This window comes from Sorangium sp. So ce321, assembly GCF_051530195.1.
GTDB lineage: Bacteria > Myxococcota_A > Polyangia > Polyangiales > Polyangiaceae > Sorangium.
Genome location: NZ_CP150329.1, coordinates 10,232,798 through 10,253,381, shown reverse-complemented (window position 1 = coordinate 10,253,381; position 20,584 = coordinate 10,232,798). Strand labels below are relative to the sequence as shown.

Annotated in this window: 15 protein-coding genes; 4 read left to right on the top strand and 11 right to left on the bottom strand. The window is 71.8% G+C overall.

The features are described 5' to 3' along the window. Window positions 1-112: 112 nt before the first annotated feature. Together WME89_RS37890 and WME89_RS37885 are read right to left on the bottom strand one after the other, a co-directional pair. Complete coding sequence (locus WME89_RS37890) at window positions 113-2,245, bottom strand: TOMM precursor leader peptide-binding protein (protein WP_438004474.1); 2,133 nt, start codon at window positions 2,243-2,245, stop codon at window positions 113-115. Between the two features lie 257 nt (window positions 2,246-2,502). Continuing rightward, window positions 2,503-2,826, bottom strand: a complete 324-nt coding sequence (locus WME89_RS37885) for a hypothetical protein (protein ID WP_438004473.1) — start codon at window positions 2,824-2,826, stop codon at window positions 2,503-2,505. Window positions 2,827-3,237: 411 nt separating this feature from the next. Here WME89_RS37885 and WME89_RS37880 point away from each other — a divergent pair, with 411 nt between their 5' ends. Then, a complete protein-coding gene (locus tag WME89_RS37880; RefSeq protein ID WP_438004472.1) occupies window positions 3,238-5,124 on the top strand; it encodes an amidohydrolase family protein in 1,887 nt (628 codons plus the stop codon). 79 nt (window positions 5,125-5,203) lie between these two features. Here WME89_RS37880 and WME89_RS37875 read toward each other — a convergent pair whose 3' ends face one another. After that, entirely contained in the window at window positions 5,204-6,295 is a 1,092-nt protein-coding gene (locus WME89_RS37875; RefSeq protein ID WP_438004471.1) for a serine/threonine-protein kinase, read from the bottom strand. Between the two features lie 1,068 nt (window positions 6,296-7,363). Here WME89_RS37875 and WME89_RS37870 point away from each other — a divergent pair. From WME89_RS37870 to WME89_RS37860, 3 genes are all read left to right on the top strand, one after another. Beyond that, complete coding sequence (locus WME89_RS37870) at window positions 7,364-8,632, top strand: hypothetical protein (protein ID WP_438004470.1); 1,269 nt, start codon at window positions 7,364-7,366, stop codon at window positions 8,630-8,632. Between the two features lie 51 nt (window positions 8,633-8,683). Beyond that, window positions 8,684-9,319 (top strand): MBL fold metallo-hydrolase, encoded by a 636-nt coding sequence (locus WME89_RS37865; RefSeq protein ID WP_438004469.1) that lies wholly within the window; start codon window positions 8,684-8,686, stop codon window positions 9,317-9,319. Between the two features lie 387 nt (window positions 9,320-9,706). Next, window positions 9,707-10,828, top strand: a complete 1,122-nt coding sequence (locus WME89_RS37860; protein WP_438004468.1) for a branched-chain amino acid aminotransferase — start codon at window positions 9,707-9,709, stop codon at window positions 10,826-10,828. 99 nt (window positions 10,829-10,927) lie between these two features. Here the strand turns inward: WME89_RS37860 and WME89_RS37855 are convergent, their stop codons facing one another. The 8 genes from WME89_RS37855 to xylF all read right to left on the bottom strand — a co-directional run bounded on the left by WME89_RS37855 (window position 10,928) and on the right by xylF (window position 20,567). After that, window positions 10,928-12,322, bottom strand: coding sequence for a sigma-54-dependent transcriptional regulator (locus WME89_RS37855; RefSeq protein ID WP_438004467.1), 1,395 nt, complete (start codon window positions 12,320-12,322; stop codon window positions 10,928-10,930). Between the two features lie 194 nt (window positions 12,323-12,516). Beyond that, a complete protein-coding gene (locus WME89_RS37850) occupies window positions 12,517-12,945 on the bottom strand; it encodes a CBS domain-containing protein (RefSeq protein WP_438004466.1) in 429 nt (142 codons plus the stop codon). A 181-nt stretch (window positions 12,946-13,126) separates the two neighbouring features. Further along, a complete protein-coding gene (locus tag WME89_RS37845) occupies window positions 13,127-13,558 on the bottom strand; it encodes a response regulator (RefSeq protein WP_438004465.1) in 432 nt (143 codons plus the stop codon). Window positions 13,559-13,654: 96 nt separating this feature from the next. Beyond that, entirely contained in the window at window positions 13,655-15,274 is a 1,620-nt protein-coding gene (locus WME89_RS37840; protein ID WP_438004464.1) for a protoglobin domain-containing protein, read from the bottom strand. Then, window positions 15,271-15,810, bottom strand: coding sequence for an adenylyl-sulfate kinase (locus tag WME89_RS37835; protein ID WP_438004463.1), 540 nt, complete (start codon window positions 15,808-15,810; stop codon window positions 15,271-15,273). Before WME89_RS37835 ends, WME89_RS37840 begins: the two co-directional genes overlap by 4 nt. Next, window positions 15,807-16,925, bottom strand: coding sequence for an aminoglycoside phosphotransferase family protein (locus tag WME89_RS37830; RefSeq protein WP_438004462.1), 1,119 nt, complete (start codon window positions 16,923-16,925; stop codon window positions 15,807-15,809). Before WME89_RS37830 ends, WME89_RS37835 begins: the two co-directional genes overlap by 4 nt. A gap of 255 nt (window positions 16,926-17,180) precedes the next feature. Next, a complete protein-coding gene (locus WME89_RS37825) occupies window positions 17,181-19,166 on the bottom strand; it encodes a multicopper oxidase family protein (RefSeq protein WP_438012023.1) in 1,986 nt (661 codons plus the stop codon). Window positions 19,167-19,493: 327 nt separating this feature from the next. Beyond that, a complete protein-coding gene (gene xylF, locus WME89_RS37820) occupies window positions 19,494-20,567 on the bottom strand; it encodes a D-xylose ABC transporter substrate-binding protein (RefSeq protein ID WP_438012022.1) in 1,074 nt (357 codons plus the stop codon). Between the last annotated feature and the right edge of the window lie 17 nt (window positions 20,568-20,584).

The following is a 20,584-nucleotide window of genomic DNA, read 5'->3' as shown; positions in this document are numbered from 1 at the left end:
CTGGCGATCCCCATCGAACGGCGCCTCCAGCGGGCGCGACCTCACGTGGGAGGACTGGAGGTGACAGCGCCGCGCGACGTCCACCTCTTGCTCCTTGCCATGGTGTCCTCGCTCAGGCCATCGGGTGAGGGTCGGGGTTGATCCCGTGGGGGGCCATCGAGCGGAGGCGCGGATTGCCGAGCCGCGCGAGCTCGTGGCCGAAATGGATCTGCTGGAAGTCGGGCCCGAGGGCCCGGGCGACGCGGAACGGGGTCGCGGCGAGATCGGGCGAGGTCACGTCGACGATCGCGACGCGCATCCCCGCGGCCTGGACGCGCCGGGCGAGCTCGGACAGCGAGACCTCGCTCGGCTCCTCGAGCTCGGCGGCGGTCACGGTGCCCCCTTGGCGGAGGAAGGCGAAGGCGGCGGCGCGGCTCGGCGGAAGGTAATAGACAGCGTGATCCTCGATCGTGCGCACGTCCTCCGGCCGCTCGGGGACGGCGACGTCCTCGCCCGTCATGAGGCGGAAGACGAAATTGCCAATCTGGCCCTGCTCCAGGATGGCCTTCTTGATCGCGGTGAGCGGGCTCAGGTGGGCCGAGATCGAGACCACCGCGCCGGGCCAGCGCTTGCCGTCGCCGTAGCCCACGCACATCACCACGGGGACCGCGATGCCCGCCTCGAGCAGATACAGCTCGATCCGGGCCCCGCGCTCCTCGAGCTGCCGCGCGACCTCGTGCACCTCCGGGTCGATCGCGTCGTCGGGCAAGATCCGCCGCCCCGGCCGGCGAGCGAGCCACGAGATCATGAAGGCGTCGCGCTCGATGAGCTCGAGCGCGGCCCCCATCGACGCGCCCTCGAGCGTCGGGCCGGCGGCGAGCCCGTTCGACGTCACCTGGCAGAAGTGGGCGCCGGGCCCGGCGCAGTTGCCATAGTAGGCAGGGAGCGCCGGCACGTGCACGGGCGCGCGGGTGTCCAGCCACCGCCCGAGGACCCACTCGATGGGCGTGGTCGGATCGATCCGCGCGAACGGGAACCCGGGCCGGGCATACTGCGCCTCGCCGTAGAGGCAGAGCCGCTCCGGGGCGATGAAGTCGCCCTTCATCTCGGCGACCGGGGCGCGGAGCAGCGCCCGCGCGTCGAAGAGCCCGGCGGAGTAGCGCTCGACCGCCTCGCCGGTCGCCCTGATCAGGGCCTCGACGGCCGTGACGCCCTTTCCGGTGCCGACCTCCGGCTCCTCGCAGCGGTGCGCCGGCGCCGAGCCGTCGGTGGTGTTGCTGAGGAGCGCGGTGGCGATGATCGGCGCCTCGGGGGCGAGCGCCGGGCTCATCGCGGCAAGCCCGAGGTGCCGGACGATGCCCGCCCGCGCGTCGACGATGCCGGCGAGCATCCGCCGGAGCTCCGCCGGGTCGCGCGCGTCGCGGAGGCGTACGCTCGATCTCCGGCGCGCGCGGCCTGCGCCGGCGGCGCCCCCGCAGACCGCGCACCACGGCATCCGCAGGGCGGTGTGGAACGACGACTCCAGGTCGATCAGGCTCTGGACCACGAAGCGCCCTGCGAGCCGCGACGCGGCGCGGTTCACGAGCAGATCGACGGCCGCGAGCGCGACGGCGTGGCCCAGGAACCCCGGCACCGGCGCGAGGTAGGTGCGCGCGCGGCGCCCCGGGCGCGCGGCGAGGAGCGATGTCTGGAGCGCGCAATCCGCTTCGGGCTGATCGCTTGTCGCGAGCCGCCGGAGGCGGCAGCAGCTCCAGCACGCTGTCTCGCCCGGCACGACGGCCGGACCGATCACCGCGTCGAGCCCCTCGAGGTGCGCGCTGAGCGAGAGGACGGAGGCCGCGTGGGCGAAGCGGGCGACGCTCTGAAGGACGAGGAGGTCATCGCCCGGGACGCACGTGAGGACCAGGTCCCAGGCGGTGTCGTCCTGGACGAGCGGGCGACCCTCGGCCGCGAGCAGCGCGCCGTGCGTGACCGCGCAGCCGGGCGCGATCCGCGACAGCGCGAGGGAGAGCGAGTGAGCGCGATCCTTCCCGAGATCCACCTCGGCGAAGGGGCCGAGATCGTCCGCCGCGACCTGCCTGTCGTCGAGGACGTGGATCGCGGCGACGCCCGCGGAAGCGAGCTCGATCGCCGCGACGGCGCCCCACGGCTCGAGCCCGACCACGAGGACGCGCGCGCGCGCGAGCCGCTCGTGCGCCGGCGCGGGCGGGGCGGCCTCGTCGAGCGACGACGCCGCGGTCGATGAGCTGAGCAGTTGAATGGCCACGCGAGATCTCCAGGAAAGGGCAGCGCGGCGGCGTCTCGACCGGCGCCGCGCCGCGCCTTCGGTAAATAGGTTCAATCCTGGCGCTCAAGGAGCCGCCCCGACAAACCAAGGAGAGAAGACCCTCGCGTGCGGCCGGGGCGCGAGCTCGCTTGATCGTGGCGAGCCCGGGAAGACGGGAAGATGCCTTTCTTGAGCCCTCGCGCTCCTCGTCTTCCTCTGGCGGTCTACCGCCCCGCCTCACCGCATCAGGGCTGGCTTCAGCGACAGCCGCCGCCGCACCTGCAGCCGCCGCCGCCGCCGCAGCGGCCGCCGCACCTGCAGCCGCCGCCGCAGCCGCCGCCGCACCTGCAGCCGCCGCCGCACCTGCAGCCGCCGCCGCAGCCGCCGCCGCACCTGCAGCCGCCGCCGCCGCAGCCGCCGCCGCAGCCGCCGCCGCAGCCGCCGCCGCAGCTATAGCTGACCGGACGCGCTGATTCCATTGCCTCCAGCCTGCTCGACAACTCGTCGATGGCGTTGCGGATCTCCTTCACCTCGACATCCAGATTCTTCGGCGCCGCATTCCCGTTGTTCGAATCACTCATCGCACAGCCTCCCACGAGTAGGTGAGGCACGCAAAGGGTCTTCGTCAATCCGAAGGGCCCATTGAGCGACGACGGACGTCGCGCTGATTCCCTGTCATCCATGGCGACCGGCGCCGCGGGCAGCCCGGGATATCCCGCCGTCATGAGGACCAATCGCGATCTCGCGTCTCCCGCGCATCCCGCGAATGGCGCCTCTCTCTCATGCCCCTGATCGCCGCCGGGGCGTCGCGGACGAAGCGCCTCGATCGCGTCGCTCCGCTGGAACCCAGCAATCCTGGATAACGCGGCACGCTGCGTGCGCGCATCCATCGCGCCGTGAACGCGACCTCGTCGAATTGCCTTTCATCGCGCTCTCCGGTACCCGGCCCGCGCGCGCTTTCGAGCGCTCAGCGCCCTCGGCAAAGGAGTGTCATGCATCGTACTTCGCTCGGACTGGTTTTTGCTGGTCTATCTTCGTGTGTCCTTGTCGCTTCAACATGGCTTGCTGGCTGCGGCGCCGCGGAGCGCTCTCTGTCGCTCGAGTCCATCGAGGTGGGGTGCGCGGGCTGCACCGTGCTGACGGGAGGTACGGTGTTCGACGGCTCGCGCGCGGGCAGGGCGACGGTGGTGATCGACGGCGACAAGGTGCGACAGGTCGTCTTCAACGAGCACGAGGTCGAGGTCACGGGCGGCGAGGTCGTGGACGTCTCGGGGAAGACGGTGCTCCCCGGGCTGATCGACCTCCACGTGCACTCGCTGAGCGTCGCCGGGCCCTACGATTACTATGACGGCGAGCTCCACCTCGAGGACCACACGAAGGCAATGCTCCGGGCGGGCGTCACCTCGTACCTGGATCTCGGCTCATCCCAGCGCGTCATCTTCGAGCAGCGAGCGCGCGCCCGCGCCGGCGAGATCCTCGCGCCGCAGCTCTTCGCAGCCGGGCCGCTGCTCACGCCGACCGGGGGGCACCCCTGCACCCAGGGCGCCCCGCCCGGCGATTTCTGCGTCTTCATCGACTCGCCCGCCGACGTGGGCGACGCGTTCGCGGCGCTCCTCCCCCGCGAGCCCGACGTCATCAAGATCGTCATCGACTCGGACGGAGCCCGGCCGCGCCCGCAGATCTCGGACGCGTCGATCGCGGCCATCGAGGAGGCCGCCAGCGCCGCGGGCTTCCGCGTCATCGCTCATGTGGCGGAGGCCGCCGACATCGAGGCTGCGCTCGACGCCGGCGTGACGCTCTTCGCGCACATCCCGGATCAGGACCTCATCTCGCCCGAGCTCGCGCGCCGGATGGCCGCCGCGGGAGCCGTCGTCGTGCCGACGCTCTCCGTGATGGATGGCCTGTACCGCATCGCCCACGGCGAGCTCGACGAGCTCGACGACCCCGCCCTCCGTGATGACGTGCCGGCCGACGTGATCGCCGCCCTGCGCGACCCGTCGCTGCTCGCGGAGACCACGACAGCCCGGTACCGGGAGCTCGTGAAGGGGTGGCGCGACCACGCGGTCGCGAACGTCCACACCGTGGTTCAGGCCGGGGTCACCGTCGCCGCCGGCACCGACGCCGGCAACCCAGGCGTCTTCCACGGGATCGCCATGCGCCGCGAGGTAGCGCTCCTCGTCGAGGCCGGGATGCCGCCGATCGACGCCCTCGCCGCCGCGACGCGCACGGCCGCGGACGTGCTCGGGCGACCCGACCTCGGGCGCATCGAGGAGGGGGCGCTCGCGGACGTGCTCGTGGTCGACGGCGACGCTCTCACCGACGTCCGCGCGCTCGAGCGGGTCTCGCGCATCTACAAATCGGGCGTCCTCCTCGAGCGCGACGCGCTCGCGCTGCCCCGCGGCACGAGCCTCGCAAAGCAGCCGCGGACCGGCGCCCGTCCCGGCGAGACTTGCCTCGCCGCGTCGGAGTGCGGCGACGCGCTGTCGTGCAGCCTGGATCAGCGCTGCGCCGCGATCTGCGATCGCCCCTCGGCCTGCGCGCCGGGGAGCGCGTGCCTCTTCGACGGCGGCTCGCCCACCGGCGGCTCCTGCGCGGAGGGCGACGGCTGCGATCTCTTCGCGCAGGCGTGCGAGAACGGCGCTGCGTGCGTGTTCCTGGGCAACGGGGCGACCTCGTGCTGGTACGCGGGCGCGGGCTCGGGCGGGCAGCCGTGTGACGCCTCGTTCACCTGCGCGCCCGGCAGCGTGTGCGACCCGGAAACGGACACGTGCAAGGACCTCTGCGATCCGCGCGGCGAGCGCGGCGAGGCGTGCCCGGGCGGCAAGAAGTGCGTCGACCGCTCGGCGTTCGCGGGGCTCCCCGTGGGCTTGTGCGAGTAGGTCGAGCCGAGCGGGGCGAGGGGCCCCTCGCCCCGCGCTCACCGCGACGGCGCGCGGCGTCTCCCTCGTCGCGCCGCGCTCACCGCGACGCGAGCAGCCAGGCGATCACGCTCCCCACCGCGAAGAACAGGAGGCCCGCGCCCGCGAGCACGGCGCGCGACGTCCGCCGCTCGAGGAAGCTGGCGGCGGCCCGCAGGCTGTTCGGGGCGGCGATGCTGAGGCGGTTATCTGGCCCGCTCATCTTCTGGGCGGCGGCGTCGAGCGCCACGACGACGGCGCGCGCGTGGGGGAAGCGGTCGTCCGGGTCCTTGGCGAGCAGGCGCATCACGACCGCCTCGAGCGCGGGCGGGACGACGATGCCGGGCGAGCGCTCGGCGATGGGCGGCGGCACGGCCGACCGGTGCTGCGCGAAGAGCGCCGAGGGCTCGACCGCGGTGAAGGGGTGCTTGCCCGCGAGCATCTCGTACAGGATGACGCCGAGCGCGTAGAGGTCGGCGCGCCGGTCGACCGAGCGCATGCCGAGCGCGGCCTCGGGCGCCATGTACGCCACCGTGCCGAGCAGCACCCCGGCGTTCGTCAGCGAGCGGCGCGAGCCATCTTCGCTGGGCATGGAGCTGGGGATGGAGAACTGCTCTACCGGGACCTTGGCGAGGCCGAAATCGATGAGCTGCACGCGCTCGTCCGGGCCGTCGAGGACCATGATGTTGAGCGGCTTCACGTCCCTGTGCACGATCCCGAAGTCGTGCGCCGCGTTCAGGGCGGTCGCGATCTGGCGCGCGATGTTCGTGGCGCGCCCCGGCGGGATGGGGCCCTGGTCGATGAGCTTGCGCAGCGTGATGCCGCGGATGAACTCCATCACCATGAACCACGCGCCATTGTCGAGCTGGTTGATCTCGTAGACCGCGGCGACGTTGGGGTGGAAGATATGGCGGCCGGCGATCGCCTCGCGCTCGAAGCGCTCGATGAGCTCCGGCAGCTCCTCGGCGTCGGGGTGGAGCACCTTGACGGCCACGTCCTCGCCGGTCGCGAGCTTCTTGGCCCGGAAGACGGCGGCGATGCCGCCCATCGCCACGAGCTCCTCGATGCGGTACCGGTGCACGAGCGTGCGGCCGACGAGCGCCATCGCCCGCTCTCGCGCCGCGGAGCTCGCCTGGCCTCCCGCGATGAACATGGGCCCGCTCATGTGGCCTGGCCTCCAGGGAGCGACGCGCGAGCGCGCGCGCCGCAGCGGTGCAGGGCGCGCAGAGCCGCGCCGCGACGCGCTTGGCGGCGGAACGGTGATTCCACCCTGGCTGACATCGTGCGCTCAGACACCCGGCGCCCGAGGGTAGCGCCCCTCTGCGTCCAGCGCCATCTCCGCGGTCGGGCCTGGAGGTCGATGCGGGCGCAGCTGCGAGCGAGCGCCCGCGGGCGCGGAGAGGCGGGAGCCCGCGGAGCGCGCGTGAGCCGCGGCGCCACGGCGAGACAGCCAGCCTTTGACGACCCGCGCGCGCGCTCGCTGCCGCGGGCAGGGCGCCGGGCGGGTTGAACAACAAGGCTGGACGCGAGCGAGCGCGCGCGGCGCGACCCGCCGACGCCGGCAGCGGACAGGCGGTCACGTCACCTGGAGCAACGATCAGCGTGAAACTCCCGGGGATGAAGAGATTTGAACCACAGAGGCACAGAGGCACAGAGGACACAGAGGAATACAAAAATTCTGTTCCCTCTGTTCTCTCTGTTCCCTCTGTTCTCTCTGTTCCCTCTGTTCCCTCTGTTCCCTCTGTTCCCTCTGTTTCCTCTGTGCCTCTGTGCCTCTGTGGTTCATTTTCTTGGGGTTTCACATGTTCCCCATGTCCGCGCGCGAGGCGCCGACATGGCCTGTGCTCACGGCGGCGCGGAGGAGATGTGTCGCCGGCGAGGTGCAGAGTCGCGTCCGAGGTACGGAGTCACGCCCGCGCCCCGGGCCCGCGGAGGCGCCGAACGGGCGAGCCCGTCGCGCGGCGGAGCGCGACCACCTCTCGGCAGATCCCGCGACGTCGCCGAGATCCGGTGTCGGCGGACGCGCGCGATGTCGCCGCGTCGCCCGACCAACCGGGCCGATCTGTCGCGAACACCCCACATCCGCGCCTGTCGTGCGCGGACCGGCGCGCGGGCTGGAGCGCGGACGAAACGCGACGTGAGCGACATGCCAAGTTCGCAGATGCGTTTTCTCGACGGGCTCGTGTACCCTGTATGGGTGGAGGTTTCCATGCAGAGCACAATGCGTCGCACCGTTCTCCTCGCGCTCTTCTCTGGACTTGCCGTGGCTGCTTGCTCCTCTCCCGATGCGGGGAGTCTCTTCGCCACCGGCGGGGCCGGGCCGGGGAGCACGGCGTCGTCAGGCGGAGGGGAGGGCGGCGCGCCGGGCGAGGGCGGCGCGCCGGGCAATGGCGGCGCGCCGGGCGAGGGCGGCGCAGGGGGCACCGGGGGCGACGAGGGACCTGTCATCGTGGATCCGCCGGTCTGCGGCGACACCTACGTCGATTGCGACGGCAATGCCGAGAACGGGTGCGAAGTCAACGTGATGGGCGACGCCCTCCACTGCGGGACCTGTCCCGTCCCCTGCCGGGGCAGCTGCCAGGAGGGCACCTGCGTCCAGACCAGGACCCACGCCATGGGGCAGCATGACCCGCTGTACATCGCCGTTGCCGGCGGCGACCTCTTCTGGACCAACGGGGAGGAAGGCTCCGTCATGCAGTGGTCGCACGAGACAGAAGAGACGACCGTCATCGCCTCGGATCAGGTCGAGCCGGCGGGCATCAAGGCCGACGCGACCCACGTCTTCTGGGTGACCCAGGGCGATCGCGATCCGTACACCGGCGCGGTGGTGCGCGCGCGGCGCGGGAGCGACGAGGCGCCCGTCGTCGTCGCCGCGGCGCAGACCGCGCCCTTCGGCCTGGCGCTCGACGGCGAGTTCGTCTACTGGACGAACCGCGAGGGCGGCGGCGCTGTGGTCCGCGCGCGGAAGGACTCGAACGGCAACGGCCCGTTCACCACGATCTGGGGCGACGCGGGCTCGCCCCACGCCGTCATCGTCGACGCGACCCATGTTTACTGGACCGTCCTCCCGCTCGACGACGGAGACGGCCGCGTCATGGCCGCGCCCAAGGACTCCACGGGCGAGGGGCCGTTCACCACGATCGCGACAGCGCAGGGCGAGGTGCGCGAGATCGCGCTCGACGGGACGTACGTGTACTGGACGACCAGCAGCTCGGGCACCGTGATGCGCGCGCCCAAGGTCGGCGGGCAGGGAGAGGTCACGGCGCTCGTGACCGGCGCGCCGAACCCGCGCGGGATCGTCGCCGATCGGAGCGGCGTTTACTGGACCGACCCCGAGTCGGTGAACATCATGAAGATCTGGCCGAACGGCGTCCAGGGGACGTTCGTCGCGAGGGAGGCGTCGCCTTACGGCATCGCCCTCGACGCCGAGCGCGTCTACTGGACCAACGGGCTCGGCTCGAACGGCACCATCGAGAGCGCCCCGAAATAGGCGCGGCCGCCCAATGCGGTCCCCGGCCGGGGCGTGCTACAAGCTCGCCCCGTGCTGCTCGAGACGTTTCCCGTCGGTCCGCTGGGGTGCAACTGCTCGATCCTCGTCGACCCGGCCAGCCAGGGCGCGGTGGTGATCGATCCCGGGGGCGACTTCGACGTGATCCGCGCGCGCCTCGAGCGGGCCGGGGCGAAGGTCGCGGCCATCGTGCACACGCACACCCATATCGATCACGTAGGCGCCACGGCGCCCCTCCAGCGCTGGTCGGGCGCCGCCGCGCGCATTCACGAGGCCGACCGCTTCCTTTACAACATGCTTCCGGTCCAGGCGGCGCTCCTCGGCGTCGCGCTGCCCGAGCGGTGCGAGATCGACGGCGACCTGAACGACGGCGTCGTCGTGAAGGCGGGCGGGCTCGATCTGCACGTGCTCCACACGCCGGGGCACACGCCCGGCAGCGTGTCGTTCCTTGTCGAGGCGACGACCGGCGCGGTGGCGTTCACGGGGGACACCCTCTTCCGGCGCAGCATCGGCAGGACCGACCTGTGGGGGGGCGACGCGCGGGCGATCGTCTCATCGATCCAGGGCAAGCTGCTCACGCTCGACCCGTCGACCCGGGTCGTGACAGGACACGGCCCTTCCACGACGATCGGTGAGGAGCGCGATCGAAACCCGTATCTGAGGGCGTGACGCCCCGCCGCGCTCGCGCGGTGAGCCGCCGGCGGAGCGAGCTCGGGCGACGCGATGGCGGGCGCCCGGGCGCATCCCCGCGCGAGCGGACGCAAGCGGACGCCATCACAGCGCGCGCGTGCGGCGGATGTTCGGGATGAACATGAAACGGATAACCGGGTGAAGCTGGGTTCGGCCGGACGAAACAGACGAAACAGACGAAACAGACGAAACAGATGAACCGGACGAGCCAGATGAACCGGATGAAACGACCCGCGCGCCGGCGCGGCTCTCCCGCGAGAAAGTGCTTGCATCCCGCCAGGATTCTTCCGAAAAATGCCACACGACGAGACCCGCGCCGGCGCCCCTGAGCCGGTCGACCGCTGTCCGTCGCGGAAGTCGAGCACGATGAGCAACGAAAGCGCGCCCGCCACGAAGGTCGATCTGGAGATCCTCCCCACGCAGCACCCTCTCGGCGACGCGGAGCGCGCGCAGCGCATGCAGAACCCTGGCTTCGGGCGCCTGTTCACGGAGCACATGGTCGTGATCCCGTACGCCGCCGACAGGGGCGGCTGGCTCCGCGGGCAGCTCAAGCCGTACGCGCCGATCACGATGGATCCGGCGGCGATGGTGCTGCACTACGGTCAGGCGATCTTCGAGGGGTTCAAGGCCTACCGCCAGCCGGACGGGCGCATCAAGACGTTCCGGCCGGAGGCGAACGCGCACCGCTTCAACAGCTCTGCCCGGCGGCTGGCGATGCCGGAGATGCCCGTCGAGCTGTTCGTCGGCTCCGTCGACGCCCTGATCCGCCAGGATCGCGCGTGGGTGCCCGCGCCGGTGGGCGAGAGCCTGTATGTCCGACCGCTGATGTTCGCGACCGAGGCGGCGCTCGGGGTGCGGTCCTCGCGCGAATACGATTTCCTGGTGATCGCGTCCCCCGCGGGCGCGTATTTCCCGCAGGGCGTGAAGCCGGTGACGGTCTGGATCTCGGAGGATTTCGTCAGGGCGGCGCCGGGCGGCACGGGCGCGGCCAAGTTCGCCGGCAACTACGCGGCGAGCCTGCTCGCGCAGATGAACGCGGCGGCGGAGGGCTGCGCGCAGGTGGTCTGGCTCGACGCGGTCCACCGCAGGTATGTCGAGGAGATGGGGGGAATGAACATCTTCTTCGTTTACGAGGAGGGCGGGCGCCCCGTGCTCGTGACGCCCGAGCTGACAGGCACGCTCCTCCCCGGCATCACCCGCGACAGCATCATGCAGCTCGCCCGGGACTTCGGCTATGGCGCGGAGGAGCGCAAGGTCACCTTCGACGAGTGGGGCGCGGCGGTGCGCGACGGCCGCATGACCGAGGCGTTCGCGTGCGGCACGGCCGCGGTGATCACGCCCATCGGCGCGGTGAAGTCCCGGGAGGGGAAGTTCGCCATCCACGACAACGAGACAGGGCCCGTGGCGGCGCGCTTCCGCGAGGCGCTGCTCAACATCCAGCACGGCCTCGCCCCCGACCGGCACGGCTGGATGCACGACGTGGTCTGACGACCTGATGACCTGATCGCGCGGCGACCGCGCGTTGGTGATGACCTGATCGCGCGGCGACCGCGCGTTCGAGGTGCGCGCGCCGCGCGGGCGCCGCGCCTACTCCGCGGTCGGCGATCGCTTGGACTTCGCCGTCATGCCGTATTCGTGCAGGCGGTACTGGATGGTGCGTATGCTGATGTCGAGGAGCTCGGCCGCGCGCGTCGTCGAGCCGTTCGTCGCCTCGAGCGTCGACAGGATGGCATAGCGCTCGATCTCCGCCATCGTGGCGCCCGGGATGCGCAGGGCTCCCTTGGCCACCGGCGCCGCGTCGATGGGGAGGTGCTCCGCGTCGATGCGCGCGTCGTCGCAGAGCACGACGGCCCGCTCGATCGCGTTCTCGAGCTCGCGCACGTTGCCCGGCCACCGGTGCGCGACGAGCTTCGCCCGCGCCTCGTCGGTGAACCCCTCGATCTTGCGGTGGTTCTCCGCCGCGAACCGGCGCAGGAAGTGGTTCGCGAGGAGCAGCACGTCGGCGTCGCGGACGCGCAGCGGCGGCATGTCGATGTGGACGACGTTGAGCCGGTAGTAGAGGTCCTCCCGGAAGCGGCCCTCCTGCACCGCCGCCGTGAGATCGCGGTTCGTGGCCGCGATGAGCCGCACGTCGACCGACACCGTGTCGTTCCCGCCGACCCGCTCGAACATCCGCTCCTGGAGCACGCGCAGCAGCTTCACCTGCGTCGACGGCGCGATCTCGCCGACCTCGTCGAGGAAGAGCGTCCCGCCGTTCGCCTGCTCGAACCGCCCGATACGCCGCTTGTCGGCGCCGGTGAACGCGCCGCGCTCGTGGCCGAACAGCTCGCTCTCCAGGAGCGACTCCGCGAGCGCCGCGCAGTGCAGCGTCACGAACGGCGCCCTGGCGCGCGGGCCCTTCGCGTGGATGGCGCGCGCGAGCTCTCCCTTGCCCGTGCCGCTCTCGCCGGTGATGAGCACCGTCGCCCGCGCGCCCGCCACCTGCCTCGCCATCCGATAGACCTTCTGCATCGCCGGGCTCGCCCCGATGAGCCCCTCGACGCCCTCGCCCTCGCGCTCGCGCAGCTGCCGGCGGAGGTTCTCCGCCTCGACCCGGAGCGCGCTCCGCTCCAGCGCGCGCTCGATGGACAGGAGGAGCGCGTCGAAATCGACCGGCTTCGTCAGGTAGTCCTCGGCCCCCGCGCGCATCGCCTGCACCGCCGAGCTCACATCACCGAACGCGGTGACGACGAGCACCGGCAGCGTCGGATCCTGCTCGCGGAGCTTCCCGAGCAGCGCCACCCCATCCATCTTCGGCATCTTCAGGTCGGTGACGACGACGTCTGGCGGCCGCTCCGCCGCGACCTCGAGCGCCTCGACGCCGTTGCCCGCCGCGTCGACGGCGTAGCCCTCCTGTCGCAAGAGCTTCTCCAGCCCCGAGCGCGCGCTCGCCTCGTCGTCCACGACGAGCACCCTCGTGCCCTGTCTCTTCTCGGCGTTCATGGCGTCCCTTCCGAAGACCGCGCTGCAGTCGGAGGATACAGCGCCTGCGCGGCGGCGCGGCACCTCCCGACCGCGGCGCGGCAGGCAAGCACCACCCGGAGGGCGACGCAAGGGCCCGAGCCCAGGGGCGCGCGGCGCGCCTCGTGGTCGCCTGCTCTCGTGCTCTCGTGCCGCGCTGAAGGGAACGAGAGACGTCAGCGGCTCTCGGCGGCGCCGACGTTCCCCTGGATGCCGGCGCCGAGGTCGGCCAGCTCCTCGGCGAGCAAGATCGTGAGATCGTCGGCGGTGACGATGCCCGTCACCTTGCCGTCGTAGCGGACGATGGGCAGCCGCCGGACGCCGCGCTCGCGCATCAGCCGGAGCGCCGTCTCGATGCTGTCGGTCTGCTGGAGGGTCGTCGGATCGTACGTCACGATCTCGGACACCAGCGTCTTCTCGGGCTCGCGCGCGTCGGCCATCACCCGCATCACGAGATCGCGATCGGTGAGGATGCCAATGGCGCGCGCGCCCTGCGTGACGACGACGCACCCCACGCGGAAGTCGCGCATCCTGCGCGCGACGGCGGTCGCGGACTCGGTGAGCTCGGCGCTCACGGCGCCATGTTCGAAGCGGCTGAGGGACATGCCGAGAGCCTTTGCACGGCGTGCGCCAGGCTGGCTGTGCCCGGCGCCCGCCGCCGAGCCTCGCCGTGCGCGCCCGCGCGGCGGGGCTGCGCGGCGGATCGGCCCGGGGCGGCGGAGCTCGGGCGTCGCAGCGGTTGCGCGGCGGCGCAAGCCGTTCGCCGGGCCGGACGTGCGCTCCCGCTCAGGCCGGGGCAGGGGAGGTCGGCCTGGGGCGCGCCGCGCCGGAGGACACCGCGTCCACGCTGGAGCGGAGCTCGGCGCTCAGCGCGGTGTAGTCCACCGGCTTGGTGTGCACCACCGCCTCGGGCGCGAACCCTCGCCCGAGCCGCGCCACGAGCTCTGGATAGCCGGTGACCACGAACAGCGGGAGATCGGGCCTGAGCGATCGCGCGAAGCGCGCGACGGCGATGCCGTCGGCGTGGGGCATCCGGAAGTCCGTCACCAGGATGTCGGGGACCGGCGTCCGGGCGAGCCGCGCGATCGCGAGGGCGCCGTCGGTGGCCAGCTCCACCCGGAAGCCGTCGTCCTCGAGCAGGTGCGCGAGCAGGCGGGCGGTGCGGACGTCGTCGTCCACGAGGAGGATCAGGGGTTGTTCGACGCTGCGCGGTTCCACGCCGCGAGGACTATCAAGTTGCGCGCCACGCGCGCCGCGCGCGCCACGCGCCACGCTGAAGGACGCGAAGGCTGCGCGCCGCGGCCCCGCGGCGGCTCAGCCGGAGAGGCGGATCGGGAGCGTCACGCGGAACAGCGTCTTTCCCGGTCGGCTCTGGAACTCGATGGTCCCCTCGTGATCGGTCACGATCCGGTGCGCGATCGCCAGCCCGAGCCCGGTGCCGTTCGGCTTCGTCGAGAAGAACGGATCGAAGATCGGCGCCTCCGGGCTCGCGACGCCGGGGCCGTCGTCCTCCACCTCGAGGACGGCGTGGCGCGGCTGTCGCCGCGCGCGGAGCGTGACCGTGCCGCCGCCGGCCGGCCCCACCGCCTCGACCGCGTTGCGGAGGAGGTTCAGCAGCACCTGCTCGATCCGGGCGGGATCGAGGTCGAGCACGATGTCGGCCGACGGCAGATCGACCCTCACCTCGGCCGTCGCGCCGGCGCCTTCCGGCGACAGGGCGACGCGCGCCGTCCGCTCGCAGAGCGCGAGCACGGACGTCGGCTTCACGTCCAGCGGGCTCGGCCGGGCGAAGTCGAGGAACTCGCTCACCAGCCCCGACAGGCGGCGGATCTCGTCGCGGACGACCCGGATCGCCTCCACGGTGTCCGGGTCCTTCATGCCGGCGCGCGCGAGCCCCCGCTCGAGGAAGGTCACGTGGAGCTGCGCGCCGTTGAGCGGATTGCGGATCTCGTGCGCAAGGCCGGCCGCGAGCGTCCCCACCGCGGCGAGCTTCTCGCTCTGGCGCACGCGCGCGGCGAGCGCGTTCTCGTCGGTCGTGTCCTGCCCGATCGCGAACAGGACCACCTCGTCGTCCGCCGCGGAAGGCGCGTACGCCAGCTGCCATCGCACGTCGCGGATCTTCCCGGCGCGCGTGCGGAGGCTGCTCTCCAGGAGCTCGGCGCCCGCGCGCCGGCCTGCGGCGATCTCCTTCACGAGCGCGCCGTGGTCCGCGCGGAGCTCCTCGGGCAGGAGCGTCTCGACGAACGGCGTCCCGAGGATGTCCTCGCGCCCGAGCCCCGTGATCCGCTCCGCCTCGCGGTTCCAGAGCCGCACGACGGCCCGCGCGTCGAGGCCCACGACGAGGACGCGGGCGAGCTCGACGGCGCTCTTGTACCGGTGCTCCGTGCGCGCGAGCGTGCGGCCGACCTCCTCCCGGTCCAGGCGCTCGGCGCGCTGCGCGCGCGCGAGGAAATCGTCCCGGTAGGTCTCCAGCATGATGGCGAGCTCGAGATCGAGCACCTTGCCCACCGCGGCGCGGACCGGGGCCGTGTGCTCGCCGAGGGCGCCCGCGGCGATCTCGTCGAACGCGAGCCGGATGAGCGTCATCGCCGTGAACATGTACCGCTGCGGCAGCCCGACCCGGACGTGGATCCGCCCGATCTTCGCGGTCTCATCGAAGTACGCGCCGTCGTACGGCCCGGTGCAGATGCGCGTCATCCAGCGGACGAGCGATCGCTTGAGCCGCTCCACCTGCTCCTCGCCGGTGAAGACCTCGTGGGCGCCCTCGTGCTCGCGGATGCGGTCGTAGAACTCGTCCGCGATGCGGGGGAAATGGGGCTCCGCGTGCGCGCGAAACGAGGCGAGCCGGCCCGCGTCCTCGTCGTTGAAGCGGACGTACCGCTTGATCTCGTCGAAGAGCGTCTCTCGCGAGGGCACGGGGCTGGAGGCTATCACGCGCTTCCTTCCACGCCGGCCACGCCGTCGGACCACGATCTCGCGCGCTCCAGGATCGCCCCGAGCGCCGCGTCGTCCTCGCCCCCGCGCGCGACGAGCTCCGGCGAGGGCGGCGCCTCGTAATCGAGCCCGGCGCCGGGGAGCGCGTCGATCTCGCCGGCGCCGGCCGACCTGTAGAGCCCCTTCGGGTCGCGCTCCCGGCAGACCCCGGGAGGGACATCCATGTACACCTCGAGGAGCCGCGGCGCGAGCGCGCGCGCTCTCTCCCTGTAGGCGCGGCGGTGCGCGGTCGCCGCCACGATCACGATGACCCCTTGGCGCGCGATCAGCGCGGACAGGCGCCCGAGCGTCTCGTAGAAATCATCGCGCCCGCGCGGGTCGTAGCCGGGCCGCGGGACGAGCGCGTCGCGGACCTCGTCGCCGTCGAGCAGGCAGCTCGCCCGGCCCTCGCCGGCGAGCGCGCGCTGGACCCGCGCGGCCAGGGTCGATTTGCCCGACGACGGCAGCCCCGTGATCCAGACGACGCCGCCCTTCACGCGAACACCCGCTCCGCGTCGTCCGGATCGAAGCGCGGCGCGTCGAGGGCGCGCTCCACGAAGGAGAGCAGGGCGTCCCGCGCGCGCCCCGGGACCGCGGGGTACCAGGCAGGGTTGGCGAGCACGAGCGCGCGCCACGCGAGGAACGGCGCCGCCACGTCGAGCGCGCCCGCGCCGCCGCTCCCGTCGAGGTAGACCCGCCAGAACCGCTGCCACAGCGCGCGGAGGCCGCCCTCCCATGCGCCGGGCGCGTCCAGCGCGAAGAAGACGTAGTTGATGGCGAGGCAGGTCACGTCATCGGCCGGATCGCCCTGGGACCCGCGGCTCGTGTCGAGCAGGGTGAGCTGCGACGCCTCGTCGAACACGATGTTGAAGGGGTGGAAGTCGCCGTGCGTGCGCGTGAGCCGCTGGTCCCGGCCGCGCAGCCTCCACCGCCACGCGACGCAGCGCCGCTCGATGGCCTGGAGCCGCTCGGGCGGCGCGCCGGGCACGCCGTCCGGATAGCCGTCGATGATGCCGAAGATGCCCTCTCCGTGGCCCACGAGATCGCGCACCGCGCGGCGGTAGCTGCCCGGCTGGGCGCCCGGCGCCGCGTGGAGCGCGACGAGGTATCTGGCGAGCGCCTCGCAGCGCGCCAGATCCGCCGGCGTCGCGCGGCGCTCCCGCGCGATCCGGCGCAGATCCTCGGCGTAGACCTGCCCCTCCGCGTACGTGGTGAGCAGGTAGAACTCGCCCGCGTCCCGCAGCGACAGGAAGCGGCCATCGCGGGTCAGGGAGCCGACGTCCAGGACCTGCACGTGCGATGGAATCGATCCGAAGGTGTCGAAGGCGAGCACCATCTCCGCCGCGCGATCCGACCGCCTGTCGTGTCCGAACTCGTTGGCTGTCGACGTGTGCAGGACCAGCCGCTGCGTCGAGCCGTCGGGCCGCGCCACCGTGATCCGGCGGGGGGCGCCGTAGCCGGCTGCCTTCTCGGTCAGGTCGTGGCTGGCGCTGCCGTCCGGTCCCATGGCGGTGACCTCCACGACCCGCGCGTCCGGCAAGACCGCCTCGAGCAGCTGGCGGACTGGGCGTGAGGGATCGGCGTCAGACAGGACCGTCCGGGCGGCGCTCATGGTCTCCTCGTGGGGGCTGTAGGGTCGTGGGGGCTGTAGGGGCGTGCCGGCGTGACCACGTGGCCAGCAAGCAGCAAAAAGCAGGCCCCGTGCCTGACGGGCCTGCTCGTGTCGCACCGCGGGCCGCGGCGGGATCTGCGGCTTCGGCGGGGTCGGCGGCGAGCGGTGAGCGCGAGCGGGTACCGGGCCGGGCCCGTCGCGCTCGCAGGACCTGCGCCCCCGCGCGAGGCGTGCGCGGCGCCGCGCATGGCGAGCTCAGCGACCCGGGATATCGCGGGGCATGCGTCCGATCTGGTAGGGCCGCATCATCTCGTTGTCCTCGTGCTCGAGGATGTGGCAGTGCCACACGAACCGGCCAGGCCTGTCGAACCGCATCTTGATGCGCGTGATCTCGCCAGGCGGCGCGATCACGGTGTCCTTGAGGCCCTCCTCGCCTGCCTCCGGCGGGCGCGGCGGGAGATCGAACGGCTGGCGCTCGACGACCTCGAACTGGACCTCGTGGAGGTGGATCGGGTGCGAGTCCATGGTGAAGTTGTGGATCTCCCAGATCTCGGTCGACCCGACGGCCGGGTTCTCCGTGATGGGATCATCCCAGTGCAGCGCCAGCGGCGTGTCGGAGCCCGGAGGCCGGAACGTGCCCAGCAGGACCGCGAGCGGGCCGGCCTCGGGGGCGCTCAGGGAGAACTCCTCGTTGAGGGACACCCGCCGCACGGCGTCCTCGGCGCCGAGCCGCTCGATCCGTGGCAGCCTGAGCCGGTGGGGGGACGTGCTCGTGTCCCTGCTCGTCGCCGGCACGACGCGGAGCTGCATCACCTGTCCTGTCGTCGCCGGGTCGGCCGGGGTCTGCGGGCCGCTGGTGAAGGGCCCGTCCGGGCCGAGGTTGAGGAGGACGATCTCGGCGCCGGCGCGGACATCGCTGAAATCCACGATCACGTCCGCGCGCTCGGCCGGCGCGAGCACGAGGCTGCTGCGCCGCACGGGGGCGGGGAGGAACCCGCCGTCGGAGCCTATCTGCCAGAACGGGAGGCCGTTATCCATCTGGAGGATCAGGAACCGCGAGTTGCTGCCGTTCAGGATGCGGAAGCGATAACGTCGCTGCTCGACCTCGAGGTAAGGCCACGCTTGGCCGTTGACGACCATGACGTCGCCGAAGAACTCCGGGACCCAGATCGGCGGGAAGGGGCCGCACGGGACGTACAGGTCCGCGAGCTCGGGAGGGAGCGCGCGTGTATCGGGGTAGAAGAGCGACCCGTCGGCGTTGAAGGAGCGGTCCTGGATCACGATCGGGATCTCGTACGTCCCGGAGCCATGGCAATCGCCCCGCGTCGGGGACGAGCCGGGGAGCACGCCGGGCGGGAGATCGTCCGGGCCGCCGCGGAGCAGGTAAAAGCCGGCCGTCCCCGCGTAGACGTTGAGGCGGGTGAGGCCGAGCGCGTGATCGTGGTACCAGAGCGTCGTTGCCCGCTGGTCGTTCGGATAATGGAACACGGCCGCCCCTGGCTCCCACAGGTCCCCGAGCGGCGACGTGCGCCTGTAGTCGTCGTAGAAGGTGCCTGTCTCCGCGTACCCCTCGGGGATGTCCGTCGCCGCGGGGAGGTACCAGGCCTCCGGATAGCCGTCGCTCTCCTGCTCCACCCCGGCCATGCCGTGGAGGTGCGTGACGATCGGCACCGGCCCCCGGTACGCCTCCGGCGCGCATTCGCCCGGACATTCGCCGACGAACGTGGGCCGCATATCGCGGAACTCCACCCCGCCGGGCGGGTTGGCCCAGTGGAGGGTCGGGTCGACAGGGAGCAGGTGGGGGAGGAAGTTGCCCGTCGCGGGATCCTTGAGGTCGTTGATCCACTTCACGCGCACCGGCCTCCGCCACCTCGCCTCGATGGTGAACGCCGGGTAGCTGAACGTCTCCGGGCGGCCGAGCGCCCCGTATCCCCACACCGTGGTCAGGGGTAGATCCATCTCGGGCGGCAGGACCTGCTGCGGGAACTGCTGGACAGCGATCTCGTAATGATCGAAGCGCGCGCCGAGATCGTGGCGCCCGTTGGCCCTGGGCATGGTGGGCGGGATGCGCAGCGGGCGGCTGTACCGGAATGCGGCGATGTCGACGCCGGAGAGGGTCGGTCCCTGTGCCGAGGGGATCGGACATGCATCGAGGACCGCCCTCGCCACACCGCCGCGCCGGAGCACCAGGAGCCCGCCCGTCGCGGCCAGACCATGCTTCAGGAGCTGTCGCCGTTTCATGGAGGACATCGCATCTCCTTGCGCCACGGCCCACGCCGCGAACGCGCGGTATCATGACGGGCGCAGGGATGCGGACAATCCAGGAGGCTCCGGATTCGGGCGCCTGCGTGATCATGAGAGAGGATACGGAATCGCCGAGACCTCGGGTGAGGCGGGGATGCCTGTGTCCGCGACGCCCGGGAGAGCGATCGGGCGTGACCACGCGCGCGAGGGAGGGAGAGGGGAGGCGGGAGGCGTCCGCCGTCAGACGCCCTGGAGGACGTCCGACGGCAGATCGCCGATGGGGGCGGTGAGCGCTCGCCCGGGAGAGGCCTGCTCGGCCGCCGGCTACTGCTCCTTGGGGGCGTCCTTGTAGACGTCCTCTTTCTTGTGGAACCCGTCGGCGATCACCGTGGAGGCGAGGTTCTCCTTGTCCACGGCGACCGGCGTGATGAGCACGCTCGGGACGTCCTTCTTCCCGTTGTTGACCGTCTGCGTCTTCTCGCCGAGGTCCTCCTTCTTCGCCAGCTTGATGGCGAGCTCGGCGGCCTTCTCGGCGAGCAGCTTGATCGGCTTGTAGACGGTCATGCTCTGGGTGCCGGCCGCGATCCGCTGGCAGCCGGCGAGCTCGGCGTCCTGCCCCGAGACGGCGACCTTGCCGGCGAGCTTCTGCTCGCCGAGCGCCTGGACCGCCGCGCCCGCGAGCCCGTCGTTCGAGGCGACGACCGCGTTGACGTTGTTGTTGTTCTTGGTGAGGGCGTTCTCGGTGATCTTGAGCCCCTCGACAGGCTGCCAGTCCTTGGCCCACTGGTCCGCCACGACCTTGATGTCGCCCTTGTCGATGAGCGGCTTCAGGACGTTCATCTGCCCCTCGCGGAAGAGCTTCGCGTTGTTGTCGGTCGGCGAGCCGCCGATGAGGACGTAGCTCCCCTTCGGCTGCAGCTTCACGAGGTGCTGGGCCTGGAGCTCGCCCACCTTGACGTTGTCGAAGGACACGTAGAGGTCGACGTCGGAGTCGAGGATCAGCCGGTCGTAGGCGATGACCGGCACGCCCTGCTTGTGCGCCGACTCGACGATCGTGGCCGTCGTCTTGGCGTTGTGGGGCACGACCACGAGGATGTCGACGCCCTGGGTGAGCAGGTTCTCGGCCTGCGAGTTCTGAAGGGCGTCATCGCTGTTCGCCGACTGCACGAGCACCTGGGCCCCGAGCGACTCGGCCTTCGCCTTGAACAGGTCGCGGTCGCGCTGCCACCGCTCCTCCTTGAGGGTGTCCATGGAGAAGCCGATCGTGAGCTTCTTCTTCTCCGTAGCCTTGGTGTCCGCGGTCTTCGCGGCTTTTTCTTCCGTCTTGCCAGCGCTCACCTCGTTCCCGGCCTCCGGCTTCGAGCAGCCGGCCGAGAACGCGAGCGAGAACAGCGCCATGAGGAAGGCAGAACGAC

Bases quoted from the DNA above. Each gene is read 5' to 3' on its own strand.
- WME89_RS37825 (WP_438012023.1), bottom strand. From the start codon at position 19,166: ATGAAACGGCGACAGCTCCTGAAGCATGGTCTGGCCGCGACGGGCGGG.
- WME89_RS37860 (WP_438004468.1), top strand. From the start codon at position 9,707: ATGAGCAACGAAAGCGCGCCCGCCACGAAGGTCGATCTGGAGATCCTC.
- xylF (WP_438012022.1), bottom strand. From the start codon at position 20,567: ATGGCGCTGTTCTCGCTCGCGTTCTCGGCCGGCTGCTCGAAGCCGGAG.
- WME89_RS37850 (WP_438004466.1), bottom strand. From the start codon at position 12,945: ATGTCCCTCAGCCGCTTCGAACATGGCGCCGTGAGCGCCGAGCTCACC.
- WME89_RS37870 (WP_438004470.1), top strand. From the start codon at position 7,364: ATGCGTCGCACCGTTCTCCTCGCGCTCTTCTCTGGACTTGCCGTGGCT.
- WME89_RS37875 (WP_438004471.1), bottom strand. From the start codon at position 6,295: ATGTTCATCGCGGGAGGCCAGGCGAGCTCCGCGGCGCGAGAGCGGGCG.
- WME89_RS37830 (WP_438004462.1), bottom strand. From the start codon at position 16,925: ATGAGCGCCGCCCGGACGGTCCTGTCTGACGCCGATCCCTCACGCCCA.
- WME89_RS37885 (WP_438004473.1), bottom strand. From the start codon at position 2,826: ATGAGTGATTCGAACAACGGGAATGCGGCGCCGAAGAATCTGGATGTC.
- WME89_RS37855 (WP_438004467.1), bottom strand. From the start codon at position 12,322: ATGAACGCCGAGAAGAGACAGGGCACGAGGGTGCTCGTCGTGGACGAC.
- WME89_RS37880 (WP_438004472.1), top strand. From the start codon at position 3,238: ATGCATCGTACTTCGCTCGGACTGGTTTTTGCTGGTCTATCTTCGTGT.